Source organism: Micromonospora sp. CP22, assembly GCF_009712475.1.
GTDB lineage: Bacteria > Actinomycetota > Actinomycetes > Mycobacteriales > Micromonosporaceae > Micromonospora.
The window spans coordinates 513440-536270 of sequence record NZ_VCJO01000003.1 but is presented as its reverse complement, the minus strand read 5'-3'; the positions used below and the strand labels follow the sequence as shown (position 1 = coordinate 536270).

At 69.8% G+C, this 22831-nt stretch carries 20 protein-coding genes; 10 read left to right on the top strand and 10 right to left on the bottom strand.

The window, feature by feature from the left end; translation table 11 throughout:
- Positions 1–173: 173 nt before the first annotated feature.
- The 6 genes from FF096_RS08410 (at position 174) to FF096_RS08385 (ending at position 9814) form a co-directional block, all read left to right on the top strand.
- Positions 174–1544, top strand: coding sequence for an endo-1,4-beta-xylanase (locus tag FF096_RS08410; RefSeq protein WP_155216200.1), 1371 nt, complete (start codon positions 174–176; stop codon positions 1542–1544).
- 47 nt (positions 1545–1591) lie between these two features.
- The gene (locus tag FF096_RS08405; protein WP_155215922.1) at positions 1592–3037 is read left to right on the top strand and encodes a ricin-type beta-trefoil lectin domain protein; all 1446 of its coding nucleotides are present in this window, start codon (positions 1592–1594) and stop codon (positions 3035–3037) included.
- Between the two features lie 185 nt (positions 3038–3222).
- Complete coding sequence (locus FF096_RS08400) at positions 3223–5910, top strand: RICIN domain-containing protein (RefSeq protein ID WP_155215920.1); 2688 nt, start codon at positions 3223–3225, stop codon at positions 5908–5910.
- A gap of 87 nt (positions 5911–5997) precedes the next feature.
- A complete protein-coding gene (locus FF096_RS08395; protein WP_309222910.1) occupies positions 5998–6801 on the top strand; it encodes a metallophosphoesterase family protein in 804 nt (267 codons plus the stop codon).
- A 390-nt stretch (positions 6802–7191) separates the two neighbouring features.
- The gene (locus FF096_RS08390; protein WP_196222483.1) at positions 7192–9393 is read left to right on the top strand and encodes a M48 family metalloprotease; all 2202 of its coding nucleotides are present in this window, start codon (positions 7192–7194) and stop codon (positions 9391–9393) included.
- Positions 9394–9406: 13 nt separating this feature from the next.
- The gene (locus FF096_RS08385; protein WP_155215914.1) at positions 9407–9814 is read left to right on the top strand and encodes a hypothetical protein; all 408 of its coding nucleotides are present in this window, start codon (positions 9407–9409) and stop codon (positions 9812–9814) included.
- Between the two features lie 25 nt (positions 9815–9839).
- Here the strand turns inward: FF096_RS08385 and FF096_RS08380 are convergent, their stop codons facing one another.
- Together FF096_RS08380 and FF096_RS08375 are read right to left on the bottom strand one after the other, a co-directional pair.
- Positions 9840–10667: a DUF72 domain-containing protein gene (locus FF096_RS08380; protein WP_230462407.1), complete on the bottom strand. Its 828-nt coding sequence runs from the start codon at positions 10665–10667 to the stop codon at positions 9840–9842.
- A 169-nt stretch (positions 10668–10836) separates the two neighbouring features.
- Positions 10837–11763 (bottom strand): alpha/beta fold hydrolase, encoded by a 927-nt coding sequence (locus tag FF096_RS08375; protein WP_309222909.1) that lies wholly within the window; start codon positions 11761–11763, stop codon positions 10837–10839.
- Positions 11764–11831: 68 nt separating this feature from the next.
- Here FF096_RS08375 and FF096_RS08370 point away from each other — a divergent pair, with 68 nt between their 5' ends.
- A complete protein-coding gene (locus FF096_RS08370; RefSeq protein WP_230462353.1) occupies positions 11832–12476 on the top strand; it encodes a TetR/AcrR family transcriptional regulator in 645 nt (214 codons plus the stop codon).
- A 49-nt stretch (positions 12477–12525) separates the two neighbouring features.
- Here the strand turns inward: FF096_RS08370 and FF096_RS08365 are convergent, their stop codons facing one another.
- Positions 12526–13269 (bottom strand): hypothetical protein, encoded by a 744-nt coding sequence (locus tag FF096_RS08365; RefSeq protein WP_155215910.1) that lies wholly within the window; start codon positions 13267–13269, stop codon positions 12526–12528.
- A gap of 345 nt (positions 13270–13614) precedes the next feature.
- On the opposite strand from FF096_RS08365, the gene FF096_RS08360 reads away from it, so the two are divergent.
- Positions 13615–14328, top strand: coding sequence for a Clp protease N-terminal domain-containing protein (locus FF096_RS08360; RefSeq protein ID WP_155215908.1), 714 nt, complete (start codon positions 13615–13617; stop codon positions 14326–14328).
- Between the two features lie 4 nt (positions 14329–14332).
- Here FF096_RS08360 and FF096_RS08355 read toward each other — a convergent pair whose 3' ends face one another.
- A complete protein-coding gene (locus FF096_RS08355) occupies positions 14333–14851 on the bottom strand; it encodes a hypothetical protein (RefSeq protein ID WP_155215906.1) in 519 nt (172 codons plus the stop codon).
- 432 nt (positions 14852–15283) lie between these two features.
- Between FF096_RS08355 and FF096_RS08350 the strand changes: the two genes are divergently transcribed.
- Positions 15284–15943, top strand: coding sequence for a GNAT family N-acetyltransferase (locus FF096_RS08350; protein ID WP_155216194.1), 660 nt, complete (start codon positions 15284–15286; stop codon positions 15941–15943).
- Positions 15944–16140: 197 nt separating this feature from the next.
- On the opposite strand, the gene FF096_RS08345 is transcribed toward FF096_RS08350, so the two are convergent.
- The 4 genes from FF096_RS08345 to FF096_RS08330 form a co-directional block, all read right to left on the bottom strand.
- Positions 16141–16839: a TetR/AcrR family transcriptional regulator gene (locus FF096_RS08345; protein ID WP_155215904.1), complete on the bottom strand. Its 699-nt coding sequence runs from the start codon at positions 16837–16839 to the stop codon at positions 16141–16143.
- On the bottom strand, positions 16802–17293 hold the full coding sequence (locus FF096_RS08340) for a thiol-disulfide oxidoreductase DCC family protein (RefSeq protein ID WP_196222482.1): 492 nt from the start codon (positions 17291–17293) through the stop codon (positions 16802–16804). Before FF096_RS08340 ends, FF096_RS08345 begins: the two co-directional genes overlap by 38 nt.
- On the bottom strand, positions 17290–17919 hold the full coding sequence (locus tag FF096_RS26580; RefSeq protein WP_230462352.1) for a hypothetical protein: 630 nt from the start codon (positions 17917–17919) through the stop codon (positions 17290–17292). The genes FF096_RS08340 and FF096_RS26580 overlap by 4 nt, the downstream gene beginning before the upstream one ends.
- Positions 17920–17994: 75 nt before the next feature.
- Positions 17995–19446, bottom strand: a complete 1452-nt coding sequence (locus tag FF096_RS08330; RefSeq protein ID WP_309222908.1) for a glycoside hydrolase family 3 N-terminal domain-containing protein — start codon at positions 19444–19446, stop codon at positions 17995–17997.
- Positions 19447–19601: 155 nt separating this feature from the next.
- Between FF096_RS08330 and FF096_RS08325 the strand changes: the two genes are divergently transcribed.
- The gene (locus FF096_RS08325; RefSeq protein WP_155215902.1) at positions 19602–20777 is read left to right on the top strand and encodes an ROK family transcriptional regulator; all 1176 of its coding nucleotides are present in this window, start codon (positions 19602–19604) and stop codon (positions 20775–20777) included.
- Positions 20778–20791: 14 nt separating this feature from the next.
- Here the strand turns inward: FF096_RS08325 and FF096_RS08320 are convergent, their stop codons facing one another.
- Positions 20792–21805 carry an ABC transporter permease subunit gene (locus FF096_RS08320; protein WP_309222907.1) on the bottom strand — a complete coding sequence of 338 codons (1014 nt, stop codon included), beginning with the start codon at positions 21803–21805 and terminating at the stop codon, positions 20792–20794.
- A complete protein-coding gene (locus FF096_RS08315) occupies positions 21802–22812 on the bottom strand; it encodes an ABC transporter ATP-binding protein (protein WP_155215900.1) in 1011 nt (336 codons plus the stop codon). Before FF096_RS08315 ends, FF096_RS08320 begins: the two co-directional genes overlap by 4 nt.
- Between the last annotated feature and the right edge of the window lie 19 nt (positions 22813–22831).

Below are 22831 nucleotides of genomic sequence, written 5' to 3'. Positions count from 1 at the left end.
CGATGCGTAGCGTTGTCTCGTCTCCTGTGGTCCGCCCGGCGAAGCACCTGAGCCGACCGATGGTGTTAGCGCTAACCATCGACATGACGCGAACTATGGAGGTGCTGCAACACATGAAGAATCTCGTACATCCGAGCGGTGCGCCGCGACGACGGTGGTCCACCGGAGCGACCATGCGCTCCCTGGCGGTCGGGTTACTGGTGGCCGGGACGGTGCTGGTGCCGACCGGTGCCGCCAACGCGGGCACGACGCTGGGCGCCGCGGCCGCCGAGAAGGGCCGCTACTTCGGTGCCGCCGTCGGGACGTACAAGTTCAACGACAACACGTACATGACGGTGCTGAACCGCGAGTTCAACAGCCTCGTCGCCGAGAACGAGATGAAGTGGGACGCGACCGAGCCGCAGCGCGGCGTGTTCAACTACAGCGCCGGCGACCGCATCGTCAACCACGCCCGCTCGCGCGGGATGAAGGTACGCGGGCACACCCTGCTCTGGCACGCTCAGCAGCCCGGCTGGGCGCAGAACCTCTCCGGCGGCGACCTGCGCAACGCCGCCATCAACCACGTCACCCAGGTCGCCTCCCACTTCCGGGGGCAGATCTACTCGTGGGACGTGGTGAACGAGGCGTTCGCCGACGGCGGCAGCGGTGCCCGACGCGACTCGAACCTGCAACGCACCGGCAACGACTGGATCGAGGCGGCGTTCCGTGCCGCTCGGGCGGCCGACCCGGGCGCGAAGCTGTGCTACAACGACTACAACACCGACGGCATCAACGCGAAGTCGACGGGTGTCTACAACATGGTCCGCGACTTCAAGCAGCGCGGCGTGCCGATCGACTGCGTGGGCTTCCAGTCCCACCTGGGCACCACTCTTCCCAGCGACTACCAGGCCAACCTTCAGCGCTTCGCGGACCTGGGCGTCGACGTGGAGATCACCGAACTGGACATCACCCAGGGCGGCAACCAGGCCAACATGTACGCCGCCGTCACCCGCGCCTGCCTGGCGATCTCGCGCTGCACCGGCATCACCGTGTGGGGCGTACGGGACTGTGACTCCTGGCGTGGCGGCGACAACGCCCTGCTCTTCGACTGCGCGGGCAACAAGAAGCCGGCGTACACGGCGGTCCTCGACACGCTCAACGGCGGCTCGACCCCGCCCACGAACCCGACCGGCAACCGGCTGCGCAACGAGGCATCAGGTCGCTGCCTGGACGTCAACGGGGCGAACTCGGCCAACGGATCGCAAATGATCATCTGGGATTGCCACAACAACGCCAACCAGCAGTTCACCCAGAACGGGCGGGCGCTGCAGGTGATGGGCAAGTGCCTGGACGCGCCGAACAACGCCTCCGCCGGCACCCAGGTGCAGATCTGGGACTGCAGCGGCGCGGCGAACCAGCAGTGGGTCTTCAACAGCAACGGCACGATCAGCAACGCGCAGACCGGGCTGTGTCTCGACGTCAACGGCGCCGCCACCGCCAACGGCAGCGCGGTGATCGTGTGGAACTGCCACGGCGGCGGTAACCAGCGCTGGTCCCGGGCCTGAGCTGACGAGCAGGCATGACGGTCGGCACCGTAATGAAGGGAACGACGATGGCCAGATCCCGAACGAGTCGCTACCTGACCCGGGTACTCGCCTGCGCCATGGTCGCGCTCGGCGCGGTGCCGACCGCCGTGCTCGCCGGTGCCTCACCGGCCGCCGCGGACACCACTGCGTTCCGCGGCGTCAACTGGGCACGGCTGGGAGACAACTTCCACGGCGGACCGCTGGTCCTGCACGGGCTGAGCAGCTCCGACAGCTACGCCACGGTTCAGGCCAAGGCCAACGCCATCTACACCGGATTCCAGAACAACCTGGGCGCCAACACCGTCCGGCTTCCGATCAACACCTACACCGTCGGTACGGCCTGGTGGAACTCGTACACCGGCGCGATCGACGCCGCCACGGCGAAGGGCCTCAAGGTCGTCCTCTCCTACTGGGACGACGGGGTGGCCGCCAGCGGCGGGCGGATCGTCAACACCGCCGCCTTCAACACCATGTGGAACACCGTGGTCGCCCGGTACGGCAGCAACCCGCTGGTGTACTTCGAGCCGATGAACGAGCCGGGCGGGCACAGCGCCGCAGACTGGGCCAACGTGGTGAACGACTGGCTCAACGCCCGTCCGTCGGTCCCCCGTGACCGGGTCTTCGTCAGCGGTGCCGGGCTGAACACCGACATCAAGTCGATGTGTGCCGACCGGCGGCTCGACGGGACGCTGGTGTCGCTGCACCACTACACCTTCTTCAGCGGTGCGAAGACCTACGACCAGTGGGTGACGTTCCTCCGGGACGCGATCGGCTCCTGCGCCGCTCGTACCGTCATGGACGAGTTCGGCGCGCCGATGGACACCGGGCTCAACTACCACGACGCCGCCAGCGCCGACAACTTCGTACGCTATTTCCGCGCCACCGCCGACGTGCTGCGCGAGTTGCGGATCGGCTCGATCTACTGGCCGGGTCTGGGCGGCAAGGTCACCGCCGGCCAGGGTGACGACTGGTACGCGATGCAGAAGCTGCACGGCACCGGCACCAACCTCACCCTGAGCACCCCCAACGCGAGCGGTCTCAACCGTCTCCGGCATGCCTGGGGACTGGGCGACGGTGGTGTCCCCCCGGACGCGGTCAGTCTGCTGCGCAACGTCGGCACCGGGCAGTGTCTGGACATCCCGGGTGCCACCACCGCCAACGTGCAGGTCCAGGTGTATCCCTGCAACACCAGCGCCGCCCAGCGATGGACGTTGACGGCCGGTGGCCAGATCACCGCTCTCAACGGTCAGCGGTGCCTCGACGCGTACAACCGGGGAACCACGAACGGCACCGTCGTCGGCACGTACGCGTGCAACGGCGGCGACAACCAACGGTGGACCGTCGGCGGCGACGGCACGATCCGTGGTGCGCAGTCCGGCCTCTGCCTGGACGTGAACGTCACGACCTCCAAGGTCCAACTCTGGTCCTGCTGGGGTGGCGACAACCAGAGATGGCAGGTGCAGCAGGGCTGACCCGACCCGTAACCACCAAGGATGTCTCCGGCCGTAGGCGGAATCGCGACCGGGCGCTGTTGATCAGGATTCCGGCGACTCGGCTGCCGCGCGTTGAGGCGCAGGCCGCACCCAAGGGCGTGGGCCACACAAGGCGTGGGCCACACCGCGAGGCGGGTCTGTCGACGGAGGTAGAGGGAGCAGAAATGAGATCCTTTGTCCAGGGGAGACATTCCCTAGTCGCGTTGGCGGTCCTCGTCTCCGCCGTGCTGCCGGCCGTCGTCGCGGACCAGGCTCCGGCACAGGCCGCGGTCCAGGAGACGCTGTACGTCGCACCGAACGGCAACGACGCCAATCCCGGCACGATGGCGGCGCCGTTCCGTACGCTCCAGCGTGCCCGGGACGTGGTCCGCACGAAGACCGCGACCATGACCGGCGACATCCAGGTCTACCTCCGTGGTGGCAGCTACCCGGTCGGCAGCACCATCGAGTTCGGGCCGAACGACTCCGGTGCCAACGGCCACCGGGTGGTGTACGCCGCCTACCCGAACGAGACGCCGATCCTCGAAGCCGGTGTGCAGGTGACCGGCTGGACCCAGCACAACGGGAACATCTGGAAGGCCCCGCTCGACCGGGGCAACAAGTTGCGCGCGCTCTACGTCAACGGTCGGCGGGCGCACATGGCGGCCAAGACGATCACGTCGGGCGGGTGCCACGGCCAGTACACCATCAACGCGGGGCAGGCCGACTGGGCCTGGGAGTCGGGTTCGCAGTGCGCGGGCGCGAGGTACAACACGGCCGACTTCCCGGCGATCTCCCAGAACCAGGACGACATCGAGATCGAGACGGCCACCACCTGGACCACGGCCATCGTGGGTGTGCGGCAGGTGACCACCGAGGGCGGCAGCCGCGTCGCGCTGTTCCAGCAGCCGGGTGCCGCGATCGCGCAGGGTGCGTTCAACGGCAACGCCCAGATCAATGGTAGCCACAAGGTCATGAACGCCTACGAGTTCCTGGACGCGCCGGGGGAGTTCTACTTCGACAAGTCCAGTCGGACGCTCTACTACTACAAGGCCAGCGCCGACAACATGGCCACCGCCACGGTCTTCGCGCCGAACAACGTGACCACGGTGCTCCGGATCGCGGGCACCTCGACCAGCAACCACGCCCGTAACATCACCTTCTCCGGGCTCACCGTGCGGCACTCCGACTGGAACCTGTTCAACGTCGCGGGCTCGGTCTACAAGCAGGCGCAGCAGGGCAACCTCGGTGCCTTGGCGTACGCGCGGGGCAACTTCCACGTCTACTACTACCGCAACGTCGACGTCACGCCCGGGATCGTCCACGTCCAGAACGCCGACGGGATCCGGTTGGAGCGCAACCGCATCGAGCACACCGGCGCCGACGGCATCAACCTGGTCAACGACGTGGTGAACTCGCAGCTGATCGGCAACTTCACCAACGACGTCGCCGGAACGGCGATCAGCGTGGGTCACCCGCAGCACGTCTACGTCGGCGACCACACGTCGAGCAACCGGGAGAAGTACCCGGCCCAGGTCGAGGGGCTCCCGAAGAACATCGAGATCAAGAACAACTACGTCTACGACAGCGCGGTGCTGTTCAACGGGCACGGCGCGGTCGCGGCGTACTTCGCCGATTCGCTGACGGTGCAGCACAACCGCATCGAGAAGACGCCGTGGGCCGGCATCACGCTCGGTTGGGGCTGGTGGAACTTCGACGGATCCTCAGGATCGATCGCGCCCAACCGGCCCACCACCACGGCGAAGAACAACACCATCAGCCACAACCACATCATCGACACGGTGCAGCGGCTCAGCGACACGGCGCCCATCTACACCCTGGGCAGCCAGCCGGGGACCACCATCCACGACAACTATCTCCAGGGGGTCCCCGCCGGTCACAAGTACGGACTCCACCCGGACGAGGGCTCGGCGTACATGACCTTCCGGGACAACGTCCTGAGTGTGGACAAGAACATCACCTGGATGATCAACTCCGACGACTTCGGACGTAAGCACGACCTGAGCATCACGCAGACCTACGGTCCCATCAACAAGGTCTCCCAGAAGAACCTGCCCAACAGCACCATCCACGACATCATCGTCTCCTCCGACTACGTCTGGCCGGCAGCCGCCTACGGGATCGCGGTCAACGCGGGACTCCAGGACGCGTACCGGGACATCACCCAGCCGCGCAACCTGCCGATGCAGGACTACGTCCTACCGGCCAGCACCTTCGTCGGCAGCGGCACCTCCTCGATCCCGATCCGCAGCAGCGGCGACGCGACCAGGTCGCTCTGGCTGGCGCCCTCCGGTACCACCAACTTCGCCGCCGGGCCGACGATGACCAGGGCGGACGGTAACGCCACCTCCATCGCGGTGCCGACGGCGTCGGGTGACTACCGGCTCTACGTCGTCGACGCCCTCGGCAACCGATCGGCGGAGTCGACGTCGATCGTCAGGCGGCAGGGCACCGGCAGCACGCAGGGCGACCAGCTCGTGGGTGGCCAGTCCGGCCGGTGCGTCGAGATCCCCGGTGCCTCCACCACCAACGGCACCCAGACGCAGCTCTGGGACTGCTCCGGCGGAGCGCACCAGCGGTGGACCTACACCGCCAGCAAGCAGCTGACCGGGTACGGCAACAAGTGCCTGGACGCCAACGGGGCGGGCACCACCAACGGCACCACGGTCATCATCTGGGACTGTCACGGCGGCCTCAACCAGCAGTGGAACATCAACGCCAACGGCACCATCACCAACGTCCTGTCCGGACTGTGTCTGGACGCCAACGGTGCCGCCACCGCCAACGGAACAAAGATCATCCTTTGGTCCTGCAACGGCGGCGCGAACCAGCAGTGGAGTCGGCGGTCCTGAGATCACCGGCCTCGAGGGCGGGCACCTGCTGGCCACCCCCGAGGCCGGCCCCTGATCAGCCATCGCCGTCGCGTCTACGATCGGCCCGTGACAAGATCCCTCGATCGCATCGCCCTCATCTCCGACGTCCACGGCAACCTGACCGCCCTGGAGGCGGTGCTGGCCGATATCGACGCACGCGGGATCGAGCGGATCTTCAACCTCGGTGACTACGTCGGCAAGGGGCCGCGCGGCCGGGAGGTCATCGAGGTCTGCCAGGAGCGCTGCGAGGTCAACATCCTCGGCAACTGGGACGACTTCCTGCCCGACCCGGACCGCACCTACGACAGTGAGGCGATCGCCTGGTGGCTGGCGCAGCTCGCCGACGGCCAGGGTGACTGGCTGCGCGGTCTGCCGTTCTGCCACGACTTCCTGATGAGCGGTCGGCAGGTGCGCCTGTTCCACGCGTCGGCGACCAGCGTGCACCGCCGGGTGCGGTTCGACCACGACGAGGCCGAGTTCCTCGGCATGTTCGCCAACACCCCGGCGACCGGCGACGGGCCGGTGCCCTCGGTGGTGGGCTACGGGGACACCCACGATCCGTTCTACGAGGTGGACCGCGACCGTCGCACCCTGTTCAACACGGGCAGCGTCGGCAACGCGATAGACGACCCGACCCCGGTGTACGTGATCCTCGAAGGCGTCCTCGGCTCGACGTCCGACGCGCCGTTCTCAATCCAGTTCGTCCGGGTCCCGTACGACGTGGAAGCCGAGTTGGCGGTGGCGGCCCGGCTGGGCATGCCGGAGCTGGAGGGGTACGTCTCCGAGCTGCGGCACGGCATCTACCGGGGTGAGATGCATGACCCGGACGGACCGAAGTACCACCGGCGGCCGGTGCCGCGGGTGTCCTGACCGGCGCCCGACGGGCCGGTTCCCGCACCTCGCCAATCCGCGCCTGGCGCGTGCGGCCGAGCAATTCCGTGGAACTTTCATCTTTGTCGTACGCGGAGAAATGACGGATAGTCGTCATCGGGCGACGACGACTGTCCACTCTGCACCAACTGCCGGATTCGAATGGCTCGGCTGCGCAATTCGGTACGCGATGTGGGTGGCGTGACGGTATTCACCGGAGTAAGGTCTGCCCCTACCGCTGAGTGGTTCACTGCCTGAAACGCGGCCCGCTGCCTGCCTTAGGAAATCAGTTCCGGGTGGACCGGGCCGCGATTTTGCCCTGTTCGGCACCATGGAGGAGTTTCCGTGCAGCAGGATATGGTGCAACCTTCCGACGATCACCAGAATCAGATGACCGGCAATTCGCCGCTGGCGCCGGTGCGGCCGTCCGCGCCTGCTGGTGACACCCCCGGCCCCGACGGGACAGGTGGCCGCCTGGCCAACCGCCCGCCCGGCTATCCGAACGCGATCGTCTGGCTCCGCGTCGGGATCCTGCGTGACTGGCGCGGTGTGCTGGGGTCCTTTATCGCTGCCTGGTTCTATGTGCCGGTCGCGTTGTTCAACGCGGTGGTGCTCGCGGCGGTCGCGGGTATCGCCCTGGCGTTCACCGGCGGTGGATTGTTCGCGGATCTGATCCCGGACCAGGTTCGCGACGCCCCGATCGTCGGTCGACTGGTCAGTTCCTTCATGGAACAGTCCGGTGGTGCGATAGGCGCTTTCGTCGGTGCCGGTATCGCGTTCCTGGCCGGTCTGCTGATGGTGCCGATCCTTCGTTTCGGTGGGGTGGACAGCGGCGTCTCCCTGATCGCCCAGCTAGCTGGAATGGCGGCTGCCGCCATTCTGGTGGGTGTGCTCTACACCTTGTACCGGGTGCTGTTCGAGCATCGACTGCTGCGGGTGTCGGGCGCGCGCGAACTCAGCCGCCGGGAGCGGGAACTGATCATGCCGATTCTGCACGAGTGCGCCGAGCGGCTGGGTCTGCCCGGGGTGCCGCGGCTGCTGGTCGAGGACGACCTGGTCAGCACGAATGCCCGCACCTACGCCCGGCACATCGTCGTCACCACCGGTCTGCTCACCGATCCGCGTGACGAGATCGCCGCGCTCCTGAGCCACGAGTTGGTGCACTGGCGTACCGGCGACGAGATCACCTCGGCCTTCGTCCGGGGTGTCGGCCTGCCGCTCGTGCTGGTGCACGCCGTGCCGACCTGGCTGATGCGTAAGTTCCCCCACCCGGCGACGAACCTGTTCGTCTTCGTCTTCTTCTGGCCGGTCCTGCTGACCATGAAGTACCTGGTGCAGCCACTGCACCGAGCCGACGTGCGGGCGGCCGAGTACCGGGCGGACCTGGGTGCGGTGGTGACCGGACGTACCGAGGAACTGCGGGCGATCCTCGAACGCCGCAAGTCGTTCGAGAGCGGGCGCAGCGGCTGGGACGAGGCCGTCTGCGCCGAGCATCCGCCGAACGAGTTGCGGCTGGAGCGCCTGGAGACGGTACGCGCGGGCCACGAGCCCTCGGCACCGGAGGAGCCGCCGAGGCGGGTGATCGGCACCAAGGAACTGTTCGGCGGCGACGACCCGGTCGACCTGCGGCGTCCGGCCGTCATCGGTGGGGTCGTGCTGCTCTCCTTCTGCCTGATCTCCAGCCTGCTGGGTATCGTGCAGTGGAGCCTCTTCCGGCCGGAGGCCGCCGTCAACGGGTACTTCTCCGCCCTCGCCGACCGCGACGTGGACGACCTCGCGGGCTGGCTGAGCCCCGAGATCGAGGCGACGGTACGCAACGACACCCTGCTCGCCGAGTTGATCAAGTCGACCGACTACCAGCCGCCCAAGAACGTCGACATCCGGGACATCGAGCGCGACGACGACCTCGCGACCGCCAAGGTCTCCTTCGATCTCGGGGAGATCCCGGTGGAGACGGAGGTGATGCTCCGGCGTGACGAGGACTCGACGCTCGGTGTTTTCAAGGGCTGGCACGTGTTGGGTGGCGTCTTCGCCCTCACCGTCGCCGCCGACCAGGAAGGTCTCATGATCAACGGCGTGTCGGTGCCGACCAGCCCACAGGAGCAGACGGTGCGCTCGGTGCCCGGCATGTACGTGGTGACGGCAGCGTCCAACCCGCTCAGTGAGGTGGCGCCGCAGTACCTCACCGTGCTGCCCGGCTACATGTCCGAGACGCTGATCCAGGCGATTCCGGAGTTGAAGCCCGCCGCCCACGACACCATCCAGGCGCAGGTGAGGGCGTACCTGGACGAGTGCGCGCGGCAGACGGTGGCCGCACCGCAGGGTTGCCCCTTCCGGCTGTCCGGTTACTCGAGCGCCGAGAACATCACCTGGAAGATCATCTCCTATCCCGAGCCGCAGATCGAGATCCTCGGCCCGACCGCCGCGCGGCTCTCGACGCCGTACGAGGGGCAGGGCCAGGCGGAGGTGAGCGGCACCTACGAGTCGTACTTCGGCAAGGACGAGTTCACCGAGCGCCGCTCGATCACCGTCACCGGTGTCGTCACCGTCACCGGAGACGAACTCACCTTCCAGCCCGACGTCGAGGAATGAACAGGAGCATCGGATGAGTGGTGCGTACCCGCCGTCTCGGCAGGCCGTCCGGCTTCAGATGATCACCCAGCTTCGGCAGCCGGCCCAGGTGTCGCTCGTCGACTGGATCCACCGCCGCCCGGAGTACCGCACGGCAGTACGGGACCTGGGCAGGCGCACCGGCGGACGGGCCGGCTTCAGCGAGGCCGTCATCATCGCGGTGGTGGCACAGAGCCTGCTGCCTGGCCTCTTCACCCTGCTCCAGACCTGGTTGAGCCAGCAGCCCAGCGGGGCCAGCGTCCGGATGCGGATCGGCGAGTCCGAGGTGGAGGTCCAGGTGACCGGCCGCACCGATCCCCGGCAACTGCTGGACCAGGTCAGCCGGGCCCTCCGGGAGAACCGGGGCCCAGAGCCTCCGCAGCCCGGGTCCGACGCCGCATAGGTCGACGAGCCCGCCACCCGAGCCGTCAGAAGAGGGTGGCGGGCTCGACCTTGATCGGCTCGGGCAGCGGCGCCAGCCCGGGTACGCGGTCGCGTACCTCGGCGTGGAACCGGCGGGCCAGCGTCGGCGCGTCGGCGTTGTCCGGGGTGTGGATGAAGACGGTCGGCGACCGGCCCTCACGCAACCAGGTGGCGGTCACGTCGACCCACCGCCGCCAGCCGTCGACGGTGCGGGTGGGGTCGTCGCGGCCGAGGTAACGGACGATCGGCCGGTCGGTGAGCGCCTCGGTGCGCAACGGCATCCTCGGCTTCTTCGTCCAGGCGTCCCGCTCGGCGTCGCTGGTCGGCGGCTCGGCGAAGAACGCGGTGGTGTCGAACGGGATCCATTCGGCGTCGGTCTCGGCCAGCGCCGTCTCCAGCAGCCGGGTCGCGCGGGGGTCGGTGAAGAACGCCGGGTCGCGGACCTCCACGGCGGGTCGGTGGCCGGCCGGTAGGCGACGCAGGAAGCGGGCCAGCGTGGGCACGTCGTCCGGGCCGAACGAGCCGGGCAACTGGACCCAGAGGGCGTACGCCCGGGGGCCGAGTGGCTCGATCGCGTCGAGGAAGGCGCGCATCGGCTGGGCGACATCGGTGAGGCGGCGTTCGTGGGTGACCACCTTCGGCAGCTTGACCACGAAGCGGAAGTCGGGGGCGGTCTGCTCCGCCCAGGAGGCGACCGCCTCGCGGGTCGGTGTGGCGTAGAAGGTGGTGTTGCCCTCGACCGCGTCGCACCAGCCCGCGTAGTGCCGGAGGCGCTCGTGCGCGGCAAGCGGGTGGGGGAGCAGCCGGCCCTGCCAGGACCGGTGGGTCCACATCGCACACCCGACATGAAGTCGCATGGCCGTCTGGTACCTCCCAGCCTCGGTACACCAGTCGTTTTCGCTGAGCAGCGGCGATCGGACGTACCGTATCCAAAGCCGGATGTCGGACGGTCGGCGGGCGTCCGGACGAGCCGGGGCGGCTCGTCCCGTCGCCGCCGTGCCGTCACCGGCCGGTCTGGTCGCCTCCGACGGCGTCGTCCGACGTGCGGTCCGCGATGAAGTCGAGGACGCGCCGGTTGACCAACTCGGGACGCTCCAGCGAGAGACCGTGACCAGCCCCGGCCACGATCTCCGCCCGGACCGACGGAATCAGCGCCTGGGCCCGGGCCACCGCCTGCCGTGGTCGCAGCAGTGAACTGCGCTCGGCCACCAGGAGCAGCACCGGCACCGGGATCGCCCGCAGTTCGTCGTCGTCGAGCCGGCGGGCCGCGGGACGCCGCGTCCGCCAGTGCCGTGCGGCGATCATGACGGGTGCCAGTTGCTCCGGAGACTCGATGAGCGCGTGGTTGGCCAGCAGTCGGGCGAACCAGGCCCGGGTACGGCGCGGTGCCAGCGTGGCCAGGGCACCCGCCAGGACGTTGACGTAGAACTTGAGCGGGACCTTCTGGAGCCCGCCCGGGTCGAGCAGGGTGATCGACGCCAACCGGTCGGGTCGGTGCACCGCCGTGGCCAGCGCCAGGAATCCGCCGTACGACATCCCGACCAGGTGGACGCCGCTCAGGTCGAGGGCGGCGAGCGTCTCGTCGAGCCAGGCGGCGCTCTCGGTCGTGCCCACCACCGGACGTCGTTGCACGCTGCGTCCCGGGTCGTCGATGGTGTCCAGCGCGTACACCGGGTGGTGCGTGCCGAGTGCGGCGACCTGGGGATACCAGTTCGAGGAGTTGCCCTGGGCGCCGTGCAGCAGCACCACCGGTGCGCCCTGCCCGTCGCCGTGGTGGTGCACGTGGACGGTGCCGAAGCTCGTCTCGACGTCGAACTCCTGTCGGGCCTGCGGCCAGGACCGCATCGCCACGTCGTACGCCTGGAGGAATTTCTCTCTCGCCTGGTCGTTGACGAACCGTCCGACGCCGGGATCTCTGGTGCCTGTCACATGGCCTCCCCACCGAGTTTTGATAGTACGATCGTACAGTACAGTCGTACCATCAAGGCGGAAGGGTGATGGGGCGCATGCCGAAGCTGGCCGACCACGAGGAACGACGAGCTCTGATCGTCGCCGCGCTACTGCGCATCGCGGCGAATCGAGGTCTGCACGCTGCGAGCATGCGGACGGTCGCGGCCGAGGCGGGCGTCTCGGTCAGTACCGTGCAGTACTACTTCGGGACCAAGGAGCGGTTGCTCTTCGCGGGGCTGCAACATCAGGCCGAGGTGGTCGGCCAGCGGATCGAAGCCGGGCTGGCGGCCAACGCGGGGGGCGGTGTCCGCAACCGCCTGTACGCCTGGTTGGTGCAGCTCATCCCCGTCAACGAGCAGCAGCGGGCCGGTTACACCGTATTCGCCGCCTACCACGCGCTCGCCCTGACCGATCCGGCGTTGGCCGAGCAGTCCTACACCAGAGGTTCCGCCGAACTGGAAGTGGTGCTCCGCGGACTGCTAGCCGACGCGGAGCAGGCGGGTGAGCTTTCCCCGGGCCGGGACGTCGGCGCGGAGGCGGGCAACCTGCTGGCCTTGGCGACCGGACTGGCCGACAGCGTGATGGCGGGCATGCGTACGCCGGAGGCCGCGATCGCCCTGCTCAATTATCAGTTGGACCAGTTGTTCGTCGCCGCGTCCTCGAGGTCAGCCGCTGCCGCTCGACGCCCCTGATGGACGATTTCGGCAGATGCGCGGCTGGCGTGCCGTCGCTACCGGAGGTTCACCCGGCGGCGGCGCGGTCCACGGTGACGGAGGAGACGCCGCCGGTGGCGTCGATGTCGTAGCGGTCGGTCGCGGCGTTCCACTCCGGCGGGGTGAAGGTCGTTCCGCTGGCCACCCCCGAGTGGGTGGTGCCGTCGATGGTGACCGAACCGGCGCCGCCACCGGCGCGTACCCGCACGGGGGCGTTGTCGGCCAGCCGGACCACGACCTGGCTCGCCCCGCCGCCGAGCAGGGTCCGTTGCGTTCCCTGTGGCGCGGGCAAGGTCAGTTCGATCCGGTTCGCGCCGGCGGTGAACTCGACGTCACCGAGCCGCGCGCCGCGTAGGTCGAGGTGCTGCTCCTTCGCGCCACCGCTGAGCCGCACGTGCCAGCGGACCGACTCGGCCAGCACCACCTCCACCACCGCCGGGCCGTCCCGGTCGGTGCCGCGCAGGCTGGTCAGCAGGCTCGCGTCGGTACGGGAGACGACGGGTCGGACGTTCGCGTCGCGGGGCGTGGACACCCGGTACGCGTCGTCGCCGAGGTCGGCGGTGCGTACCCGGACCACGTCCGCGCCGTCGAGCAGGACGAAGGTGGCCTCGCGCAACTCGCCGGTGGCGCCGGTGACGACGTGCCCGTTGCGGCCGTCGCCTCGGACCGTCACCCACGTCCAGGTGGCGACCACCACGACGACAACGACCAGCAGGACCGCCCCGAGCAACCACCACAGCCGTCGCCCGCCGGTCGTCAGAGCGTCGTTCACGTCGCCTCCAGGTGTGTTCGGTGCCGCACGGCCTGATACCCACCGCGCCCGTCACCGACTCTTACGAAGCAGACGTCCGGTGGGCTCACCGCCCAGTGGAGGTGAGCCCACCTGTCGATCGTGGACGGTTCGGGTCAGGCCCGGGACCGCGGACGTTGGCGTGCAGGATGGACCTGCTCGCAGGTGGCGGGTCGGATGTGCTGGTGAGGCGGATGGAGAGCGCTCTCCATCCGAGATTGTCGATCTCGTGACATTTAGTCAAGGTTGTTAGCAGGTCTTGCCAGGGAAGGTTGGATCGTCAACCACGGGTTGACGATCCGATGCCGTCAACCTAAGGTTGACGGCATGACTGAACCTCTGAAGATGAGTAGCCCCGTCCGGCTCGACGACCTGATCCAGGTCATCAAACAGGCCCACTCCGACGCGCTCGACCAACTCGCCGACGCGGTGCTGGTGGCCGACCACATCGGTGATGTCGCCGACCACCTGATCGGCCACTTCGTCGACCAGGCCCGCCGCTCCGGGGCGTCCTGGACCGAGATCGGTCGCAGCATGGGGGTGAGCAAGCAGGCCGCCCAGAAGCGCTTCGTGGCCGGGACGATGGATCCGCAAGAGGGCTTCCAGCGGTTCACCCCGCGCGCCCGCAACGTGGTGATGGCCTCGCAGAACGAGGCGAAGGCCGCCGGTAACGCCGCGATCGCCCCGGTTCACGTGGTGCTCGGTCTGCTGGCCGAGCCGGAGGCGTTGGCCGCGAAGGCACTCGTTGCCGGCGGCGTGTCGGCCGAGGCCGTGCGCGAGGCCGCCACGGCCGCACTACCGCCGTCGTCGGACGAGGTCCCGGACATGATCCCGTACGACGCGGCGGCCAAGAAGGTCATGGAGTTGACCTTCCGAGAGGCGCTGCGACTCGGGCACAACTACATCGGCACCGAGCACATCCTGCTGGCCCTGCTCGAACAGGAGAACGGCGATGGGGTGCTCACCGGTCTCGGCGTGGACAAGGCCGCCGTCGAGGCGTACGTCGCGGCGGCCCTGGCCAAGCTGCGGACGTTCGAGTAAGCGGTCAGGACTCGACAGGGAAGCCGTACCGGGCGGCGTGCTCGGGGTCAGCCGGATCGATCTGGCGCAGCCCGGCGTCGGCGAGGCGCTTGTTCACCTCGTCGAGTCGTTCGCGCACCAACCGGGCCTCCTCCTCGGTGACCCGCCCCCGGTGCGGCCGACCCGCGTGCTCGATGGTGCCGTAGTCGATCCGCTCGGCGCTGCGGCGGGACTTCGGCGGGCGTACCCGCTCTGCGGTCTTCAGTAGCTGCGCCATCGGCACGTCGGTGGCCATCGCGTCGAACTCGCTCGCGGTCAACACCACCCGGCGCGGCTCGCCGTGGCCGTGCCGGTCGTGGATCTCCACCACCGCCACGTCCAGTGCCGCGTCGTCGATGCTCTCGACCTCCACCGGGGTGGCGTCCAGTTGCACGGGCCCGGCGACCAGGTCAGGGTGCTCAAGGACGACGACGCGTACCGCCTCGTCGTCGGCACCCAGCACCGTGCCGCTGAAGTCGGAGACGTGGATCGTCTTCTTGCCCATGGATGTGCCAGCTCCTGTCGTGACGGTCGAAGGACCAGCCGACGTTACCCGACAGGTGTGCGAAAGCGCGCGTGGGCTCGCTGGTGGGTCAGTGTGGGTTCAGGTGGTGACGTGCGGCCCCGGCCGGCAGGCTGTTCAGCTCGCGCCAGGAGAGCCTGCCCGGACGGCTGCGCCGATCCCGATACCGCGCCTGGGTCGGAAAGCGGCCGGTGCTTCCGTGGTGGTGCCAGGGGCGCTCGGCGTCCTGGTGAAAGCGGTCCTGTGGCTGTTTCGGCATGTCCCTACCGTTCCAAACAAAGGTGTCCATGTATGGAAATGGATATGACGGACGGTCGATCGATCAGGTTCCCCGGATTGCGCCTACCTACGCCCCGGACTCGTGGCGTCGTCGTACGGTGAGCGGCGTCGGCGGTGACGGACCGGGAGGTGTTGATGCTCGACCGGCGGCTCTACCGGCACCTGGCGACCTGGCTGGGGCAGTGGCCGGCCGGGCCGGGCCTGCACGTCGTCGGTTCCGGTCGGCGTGCTCGACCCGCCTGGGACGGCCGGCTGCGCCCCGCCGTCGCGGTCCACGCGGGCGCCGACGGCGTGCTCTCCGTGGCCCCCGACCGGGTCGCGGCCGTACGCGAGCTGGCGCGCCACCGGGACGGCCTGCTGGACGCGCTGCCCAGGGCGGTCGGATATCCCGGCTGGGCGGTGCACGACGACGTGTTCCGGTGGAGTGTCGCGCCGGCAGCACTGCCGGAGGTGGGCGTCTGGGTGCCGCCCACCGCCGCCGGGCTGCCCTCCTGGCTGCGGCTGTTCGACCGGCCGGTGCTCGTCGTGCGCGACCACCGGGGCCGTTACCTGGCCGGTGTCGGGATCAAGCGGCACGACCGGTACGGACACGAGCTGGCGGTGGGCACCGTACCGGCGGCCCGAGGGCGCGGACTGGCCAGACGGCTGGTGGCCCAGGCCGCCCGTCGAGTCCTCGACGACGGTGCCGTGCCGACCTACCTGCACGACCGGCGCAACGTCGCGTCGGCGCGGGTGGCGGAGGCCGCCGGATTTCCCGATCTCGGCTGGCGGTCCTACGGCGTCTACCCGAGCTGAACGCGGACCGGCAGGGCGCGGACCGTGGATCCCGGGCCGGATCCACGGTCCGCAGCCTCCCCCCCAGGTCCGCGTGCGGCTCCAGTGCCGATCACGCTACGTATTCAGAAACCGCTCGGCAAGCCGACGCCACTGTCGCCTTGCTGTCCAATTGTGGACTTGACCTGCGGCTTAGCGTCTTCCTCGCGTGTCGCCCGTCAGTGACGCAGAGTGTGAATAAGATTGACGACCTGCTGGGTGACCGGTCGCAGGACGCGCAGCCGCGACAGCGCCACCAGCCGGTCGACCAGTGGCACCGCGCCGTCGATCAGCTGCCGGGTGCGGGCCTGTCCCGGCGAGCGGTCGTAGACCCAGAAGAGGACCACGCCCATGTACGCGAGCCAGAGCAACTCGGGCAGTTGGCGGCGCAGTTCCGGATCGACCTTGGCGGTGGAGCCGGACAACACCTCGGCGTAGAGGGCGATGGACGCCTCGCGGGGCCCGGAGGACTCCGGCGAGAAGGGACTCAGCGGTGAGGTGGGTTCCGCGGCGGTCTTGAAGAAGCTCGCCGCGAACTCGTGTGACGGGGTCAGCACGTCGATCCCCGCGTGCAGCACACCGGCCAGCCGGGCGGCGAAGTCGGTCTCGCGTTCGAGTACCGGCCGGGCCGCCGCCCGGTGCTCCGTCTGCATCCGGGCGTAGAACTCCTGGATCAGGTGTTCCTTCGACTGGAAGTAGTAGTAGGCGTTGCCGACCGCGACCCCGGCCTCCGTCGCGATGGCGCGCATGGTGGTGCGGGCGTAGCCGCGTTCGCGGAACAGCCGCATCGCGGTCTCCAGGATCAGCTGCCGCGTCTGCTCGCCCCGGACGGTCGCCGCCTCACCCGCAGCGGTCGTCGGCACAGTCTGGTCGGTCATTCCGGTCACCGTATCCCGCCGGGCGGCCGGTCGGCTCCGGCGATGGTTCTCGGAGGCGTTCGCGTACTGCGGAGGCGGCAGCCACCACCCGTCGAGCCAGTGGCAGCAGGTGCGGGCGGGCCAGCCGGTAGGCCAGGTCCCGGTGGTCGGCCAGCGCCCACAGGCAGGCGAACCAGGCCCCGTCGCCCGCGTACACCTCCCCGGTGTCGGCGATCACCGTGAGATCGCGCAACGTCGCGTCGTGGTCGAGGCCCGGGAAGCGCAGCCGGGCCGCCGCCGAACCGGCCGGCAGGAACTCCAGTGGTACGAGCTGTGCGCGCGACGCCAGCCAGTCCCGCGCGGCCCGGCACAGTGGGCAGTGCGCGTCGTAGAGCACCGTGAGGCCCCGGATGTCGTCGCCCGCGTGCGTGGCGTCCGGCAGCCCCGCCATCCCGCTCTGGTCCGGCGTCGTCATCGGCCCGGCGGATTGGGCGGGGTGGCCGGGCCCGGCGTGGCTGGTCCGGCTTGCTGGCCCGGCGTGGTGTGTCCGGTCGGCTGGCCGGGGGCGGCTGGGCTGGTCGGCTGAACCGGTGCGGCGGGGCCGGTCGACTGGCCCGGCGTGATGTATCCGGTCTGGTTCGGTGCGGTGGGTTGGCCCGGTGCGGGTGGGCCGGTGCCCGGTCGGTGCGGCATCGGCGGGTAGGGGTGCTGGATCGGCAGCCGGGCGACGGGGGCCAGCGGTGGGTGGAGGGCGACCTGGCGCAACCGGTTCCGCCGGTACCGGCCGAGGGCGAAGACGTTGAAGAAGTGCAACGCGCCGAGTACGAGCAGCACCAGCCCGATCTTCAGCGAGAGTTCCTCCATCGCGGCGCTGGTCGAACCGATCGACCCGGAGTGTCGCATCGCCACCGTGACGTAGCCGAGGTTGAGCAGGTAGAAGCCCACCACGAGCAGGTTGTTCACGGCCCGTGCCAGCCGTTGGTCGGCGAACACCTCGTCGAGGAAGACCAACCCGTTACGCGTCAGCGCCCGCGCCACCCAGATGGTCAGGCCGATGCTGACCGCCAGGTAGACCAGGTACATCCAGACCTTGATGTCCATGTGTCGGCCCAATCTTGAACGTGTTCAACTTGACGACGTCAGCGTACGACGTGAGTTGAACACGTTCAAGACGGGTTACCGGGTGAGACCCAACACCTCTGCCGCGGCCCGCCCGTTGGCATGGCTCGCGCCGTACGTGGTGACGAAGGCTCGGACGCCGTCGGGTCGCCATCCCGCCGGCCAGCCCATCTCCACCACGGCCACCGGATGTGCGGCGGCCAGCGCGCTGGTCAGCTCCCGACCGCCGGGGAGTCGGTGGAGGTGGCGACCGACCAGGACGATCGGGCGGTCACCGGCGCGGCGGCGCAGCTCGGCCGGGTCCGTCTCGGCGGCCACCACCCGGATCTGTTCGGCGCTGCCGAGGTGTGGTCCGAGTCCCCACGGCACCCGTCCCTCGGCGAGGGTGGAACTGGCGTGCAGCTGCACCACGAGCGACCGGTCCAACCCGGTCGGTACGCCCTCGACCCGGACGGCTCGGCGGGCCGCCGCGTACCCCAGATCGGTGGGGTCGACGGCGGTGCGGCCGGTGGCGCGGGTCCAGGCGGCGAGTTCCGCGGTGCGGCCGGCGGCCTGTTCGACGCGGGCCCGCTCCAACCGGCCGTCACCCAGCGCGGCCACGATCTCGGCGGCGACCTGCTCGACCAGCTCGGCGTCGACCCGGGCGCCGATGCAGAGCAGGTCGGCCCCGGCGGCCAGGGCGCGTACCGCACCGGGTGCGACGCCACCGGCGGCCAGGGTCGCGCCCTTCATCTCCAGCGCGTCGGTGACGACGACGCCGTCGAAGCCGTACTCGTGACGCAGGAGGTCCACCAACACGGCGCGGCTGAACGTGGCCGGAGCGTCCCCGGTCAGCGCGGGCACTCGGATGTGCGCGGTCATCACCGCCCTGGCCCCGGCGGCGATCACCGCGGCGAACGGGGGTAGGTCCCGCTGTCGCAGCAGGTCGGGGCTGGCGGCCACGGTGGGCAGCTCGTGGTGGGAGTCGGTGACGGTCGCACCGTGGCCGGGGAAGTGCTTGGCGCAGGCGGCCACCCCGGCCGCCTGGAGCCCGGTGGTCGCGGCGGCGGCGTGCGCGGCGACGCTGGCCGGATCGGCCCCGAAGGAACGGGTGCCGATGATCGGATTGTCGTCGGCGGTGTTGACGTCGACCGTGGGCGCCAGGTTGAGCGTGATGCCCAGGTCGGCCAACTCGGTGCCGATGGCCTGGTGGATCTGACCGGTCAGCGGCACGTCGCCGATCACGCCGAGCGCCGCGTTGCCCGGGTACGGGCTGCCGGTGGCATGCGCCAGCCGGGTGACGTCGCCGCCCTCCTCGTCGATGGCGATCAACACATCGGCCCGTGCGTCGCGTAGCGCCGTGGTGCTGGCCGACACCTGCGCCGGGTCGTGGACGTTGCCGCCGAACAGGGTGTGCCCGGCTAGCCCTTCGGCGACCAGGTCGACGGCCCAGTCGGGTGGGACGGGGCCCGGGTACGCGGCCAGCAGGGTGCCGAGCGCCAGCCGGCGCAGTCCTGGATCCAGCCCCACGCGTCCTCTCCTCTCGATGTCGACCGGCGGATGTCGTACCGGGTCGGTGGAGGTTCGCGTTTCCACGTGGCCGATACGCTACGGCTTACCCGTTCGCAGGTCGGGCTGGATAACGTAAAAGTAAGCAAAGTTTACTGATACTGAGGACACATGGCATGAGTGCGACCCGGCTGCCCGGCACCCCACGTCTGTTGCGGGCCCTCAACGACCGCGCGGCGCTGGAACTGCTGCTGGAGCGTGGGCCGCTGACCCGGGCCCGGATCGGCGAACTGACCGGTCTGTCCAAGGTCACCGCCTCGCAGCTGGTGGAGCGGCTGGAGGAACGCGGGCTGGTCACCCGGGTCGGCGAGCAGGCCGGCGGCCGGGGGCCGAACGCCCAGCTCTACGCCGTACGTCCCGGAAGCGCCCACGTGGTCGGTGTCGACGTCGGCCCGGACCGGGTGGTGGCCGCCTGCGCCGACATCACCGGCGCGGTCATCGGTCGGGTGGAGCAGTCCACGCAGGACACCGACGACCCGGTCGGCGTGGTGCACAACGCGGTCGTCCAGGTGGCCGGCAGCGCCGGAGCCCAACTGTCGAGCGTACGCCGGATCGTGCTCGGCACCCCCGGTCTGGTCGACCCGGGCACCGGGGACATCACCTTCGCGTACAACCTGCCCCGCTGGCACCGTGGCCTGCTCGCCGCGCTCCGCGACGACCTGGACACCCCGGTCGTGTTCGAGAACGACGTGAACCTCGCCGCGGTGGCCGAGGCGCAGTCCGGCGCGGCCCAGGGGGTGACGGACTTCGTCCTGGTCTGGGTCGGCGCCGGTGTCGGTCTGGCGATCATGCTGGGCGGGCGGCTGCACCACGGCAGCAGTGGTGCCGCCGGTGAGATCGGCTACCTGCCGGTGCCCGGCGCACCCATCCCGCGCGACGTCTCACGCCGGGCGAAGCCGGCCTTCCAGCAACTGGCCGGCGCGGACGCGATCCGTGCCCTGGCCAAGGAGCACGGCTACCCGGACGACACCGCCGCCGACGCGGTCCGGGCCGCGATCGCCGACGGCACCACGGGCGGGCCCATGCTCGACGAGGTGGCCCGCCGACTCGCCCTCGGCGTGGCGAGCACCTGCGTGGTGCTGGACCCGCCGCTGGTGGTGCTCGCCGGGGAGGTCGGTCAGGCCGGCGGGGCCGCGCTGGCCGAGCGGGTGCAGCACGAGGTCGCCGCGATCACGCTGGTACGCCCCCGGGTGGTGCCCACCGGCCTGACCGAGGAGCCGATCCTGCACGGTGCCCTCCGCACCGCGCTGGACGCCGTACGCGACGAGGTCTTCGGCTCCACCGTCGGCTGACCTCCGCCGGGCGGTCAGATGAGATCGCGGCGACGGAAGATGGCGAAGGCCGTGGCGCTGAGCCCGGCGGTGAGCAGCACCAGCACCGCCAGCGCCGGTTGCCAGGTCAGGGTGTAGCTGCCGTCGCAGTAGCCCTGGGTGACGGTTCGGCAGGCGGTGCTGTCCCAGAAGCTGACCTCGCCGGCCAGCCACGCGCCGATGTAACTGCCGAGCATGAGCTGCTCGGGCCGGGCCACGTCGAGGATCTGCAGCACGATCCGCCCACCCAGCTCCCACACCACGAGGTACGCGGCCACCGCTCCCAGCGCCGCCGAGGTGTGCCGTCCCATCGTCGCGATGGCGAAGCCGGTCGCCGTGGCGAGCAGCACCAGGATCAGTCCGCGCCCCCACACCGCGCCCAACCCGGACCAGAAGGCCGCGTTGGTCGGCCCGGGATAGCCGGCGACCTGCGCGATGACCCAGAAGGTGACGAGGTAGGCCAGGGAGGCGAGCGCCGACACCGTCAGCACCGCCCCGAGCAGCGTGCCGAGTTTGGTGCCGAGCACGGTCAGCCGGCGTGGTCGCCACAGCAGCAGGTTGACCACTCCGCCGGAGTTCAGGTCGGCGCCGATGTACGAGGCGCCGACCAGGAACCCGAACAGCACCAGGTACGCCACCAGGAAGTAGAGCAGCGGCTCGGCCTGCCGGGTGAAGGTGAACACTCCGGTCAGGTAGTCGGCGGCCACCGGCAGCCGGTCCCGCAACGCCGGATCCAGTTCGGAGCAGTCCCTCGGCAGGTAGAGGTGATCGTCGCCGGGGAACCGCTCGCCCCGATCCCGAGCCAGGCACCGCGCGTGCTCCAACTCCATGCTCCGCAGGTCCGAGGCGGCCGCCCGCTGGGCCTGGGCCAGCTCCGCGGGGGTGGGCTGGTGCGAGCCGGCCAGCGTGGTCGCCGCGGTCACCACGAACGCCGCCATCAGCAGCACGACCATCAGCTGGACGAAGCGGCGGGCGGTGAGCCGCTCCACCTCGGCACGGATCAGGTTCACGCGTCCACTCCCCGCATCCCGAGGTCGATCTGCTGGTCGGTGGTCGGTTGGTCCGGTGGTGCCGATCCGACCTGCCAGGGGATGTGCGGGTGCGCCGAGCCCCCGGTGAGTTCCAGGAAGACGCTCTCCAGATCCGGCCGCAGCGGGGTCAGCTCGCGTACCCAGAGGCCCTGCTCGCCCAGCGTCCGGCTCACCGCGACCGGATCCGGCACGCCGCTGACCACCAGGTGGTCGTCGTGCCCGGTGACGGTGATCCCGGCGGCCCGCAGCAACTCCTCGGCGCGGCCCAGGTCGTCGACTCGCACCAGATGCTCGTGGTCGTCGAAACCGGCGAGCACCTCGGTCACCGGACCGGCGGTGACCCGACGGCCGCGCGAAATGATCGTCACGTGGTCGCAGATCAGCTGGATCTCGGCCAGGATGTGGCTGGAGACCAGCACGGTCACCCCGTTGGCGGCCAGCGACCGGACGAGGTCCCGCATCTCCCGGATGCCCGCCGGGTCGAGCCCGTTCGCCGGCTCGTCGAGGATCAGCAGCTCGGGCCGTTTGAGCAGCGCCGAGGCCACCGCCAGCCGCTGCTTCATGCCCAGCGAGTAACCCTTGACCCGTTCGTCACCCCGGTCGGCCAGCCCGACCTGCGCCAACACCTCGTCGACCCGGGTGACCGGCACGCCACCGGCGAGGGCGAGCAGCCGCAGCGTCCGGTAACCGGTGAAGTTGCCGTAGAACTGCGGACTCTCCACGATCGCGCCGACCCGGCCGGCGACCTCGGGCAGCCGCTCCGGCGTGGTGGCCCCGAGCACGCGCATCGAGCCGCTGTCGGCGCGTACCAGCCCGAGCAGCGCTCGCAGGGTGGTGGTCTTGCCCGAACCGTTGGGTCCGAGGAAGCCGTGCACCTGGCCGGCCTCCACCAGCAGGTCGAAACCGTCGACCGCGACCCGTCGCCCCCGGCGCAGGCTGTGAAAGGTCTTGCGTAGACCCTCGATCTCGATGACCGGACTGGTCATGAGCGCTCCCTCCGGGCGG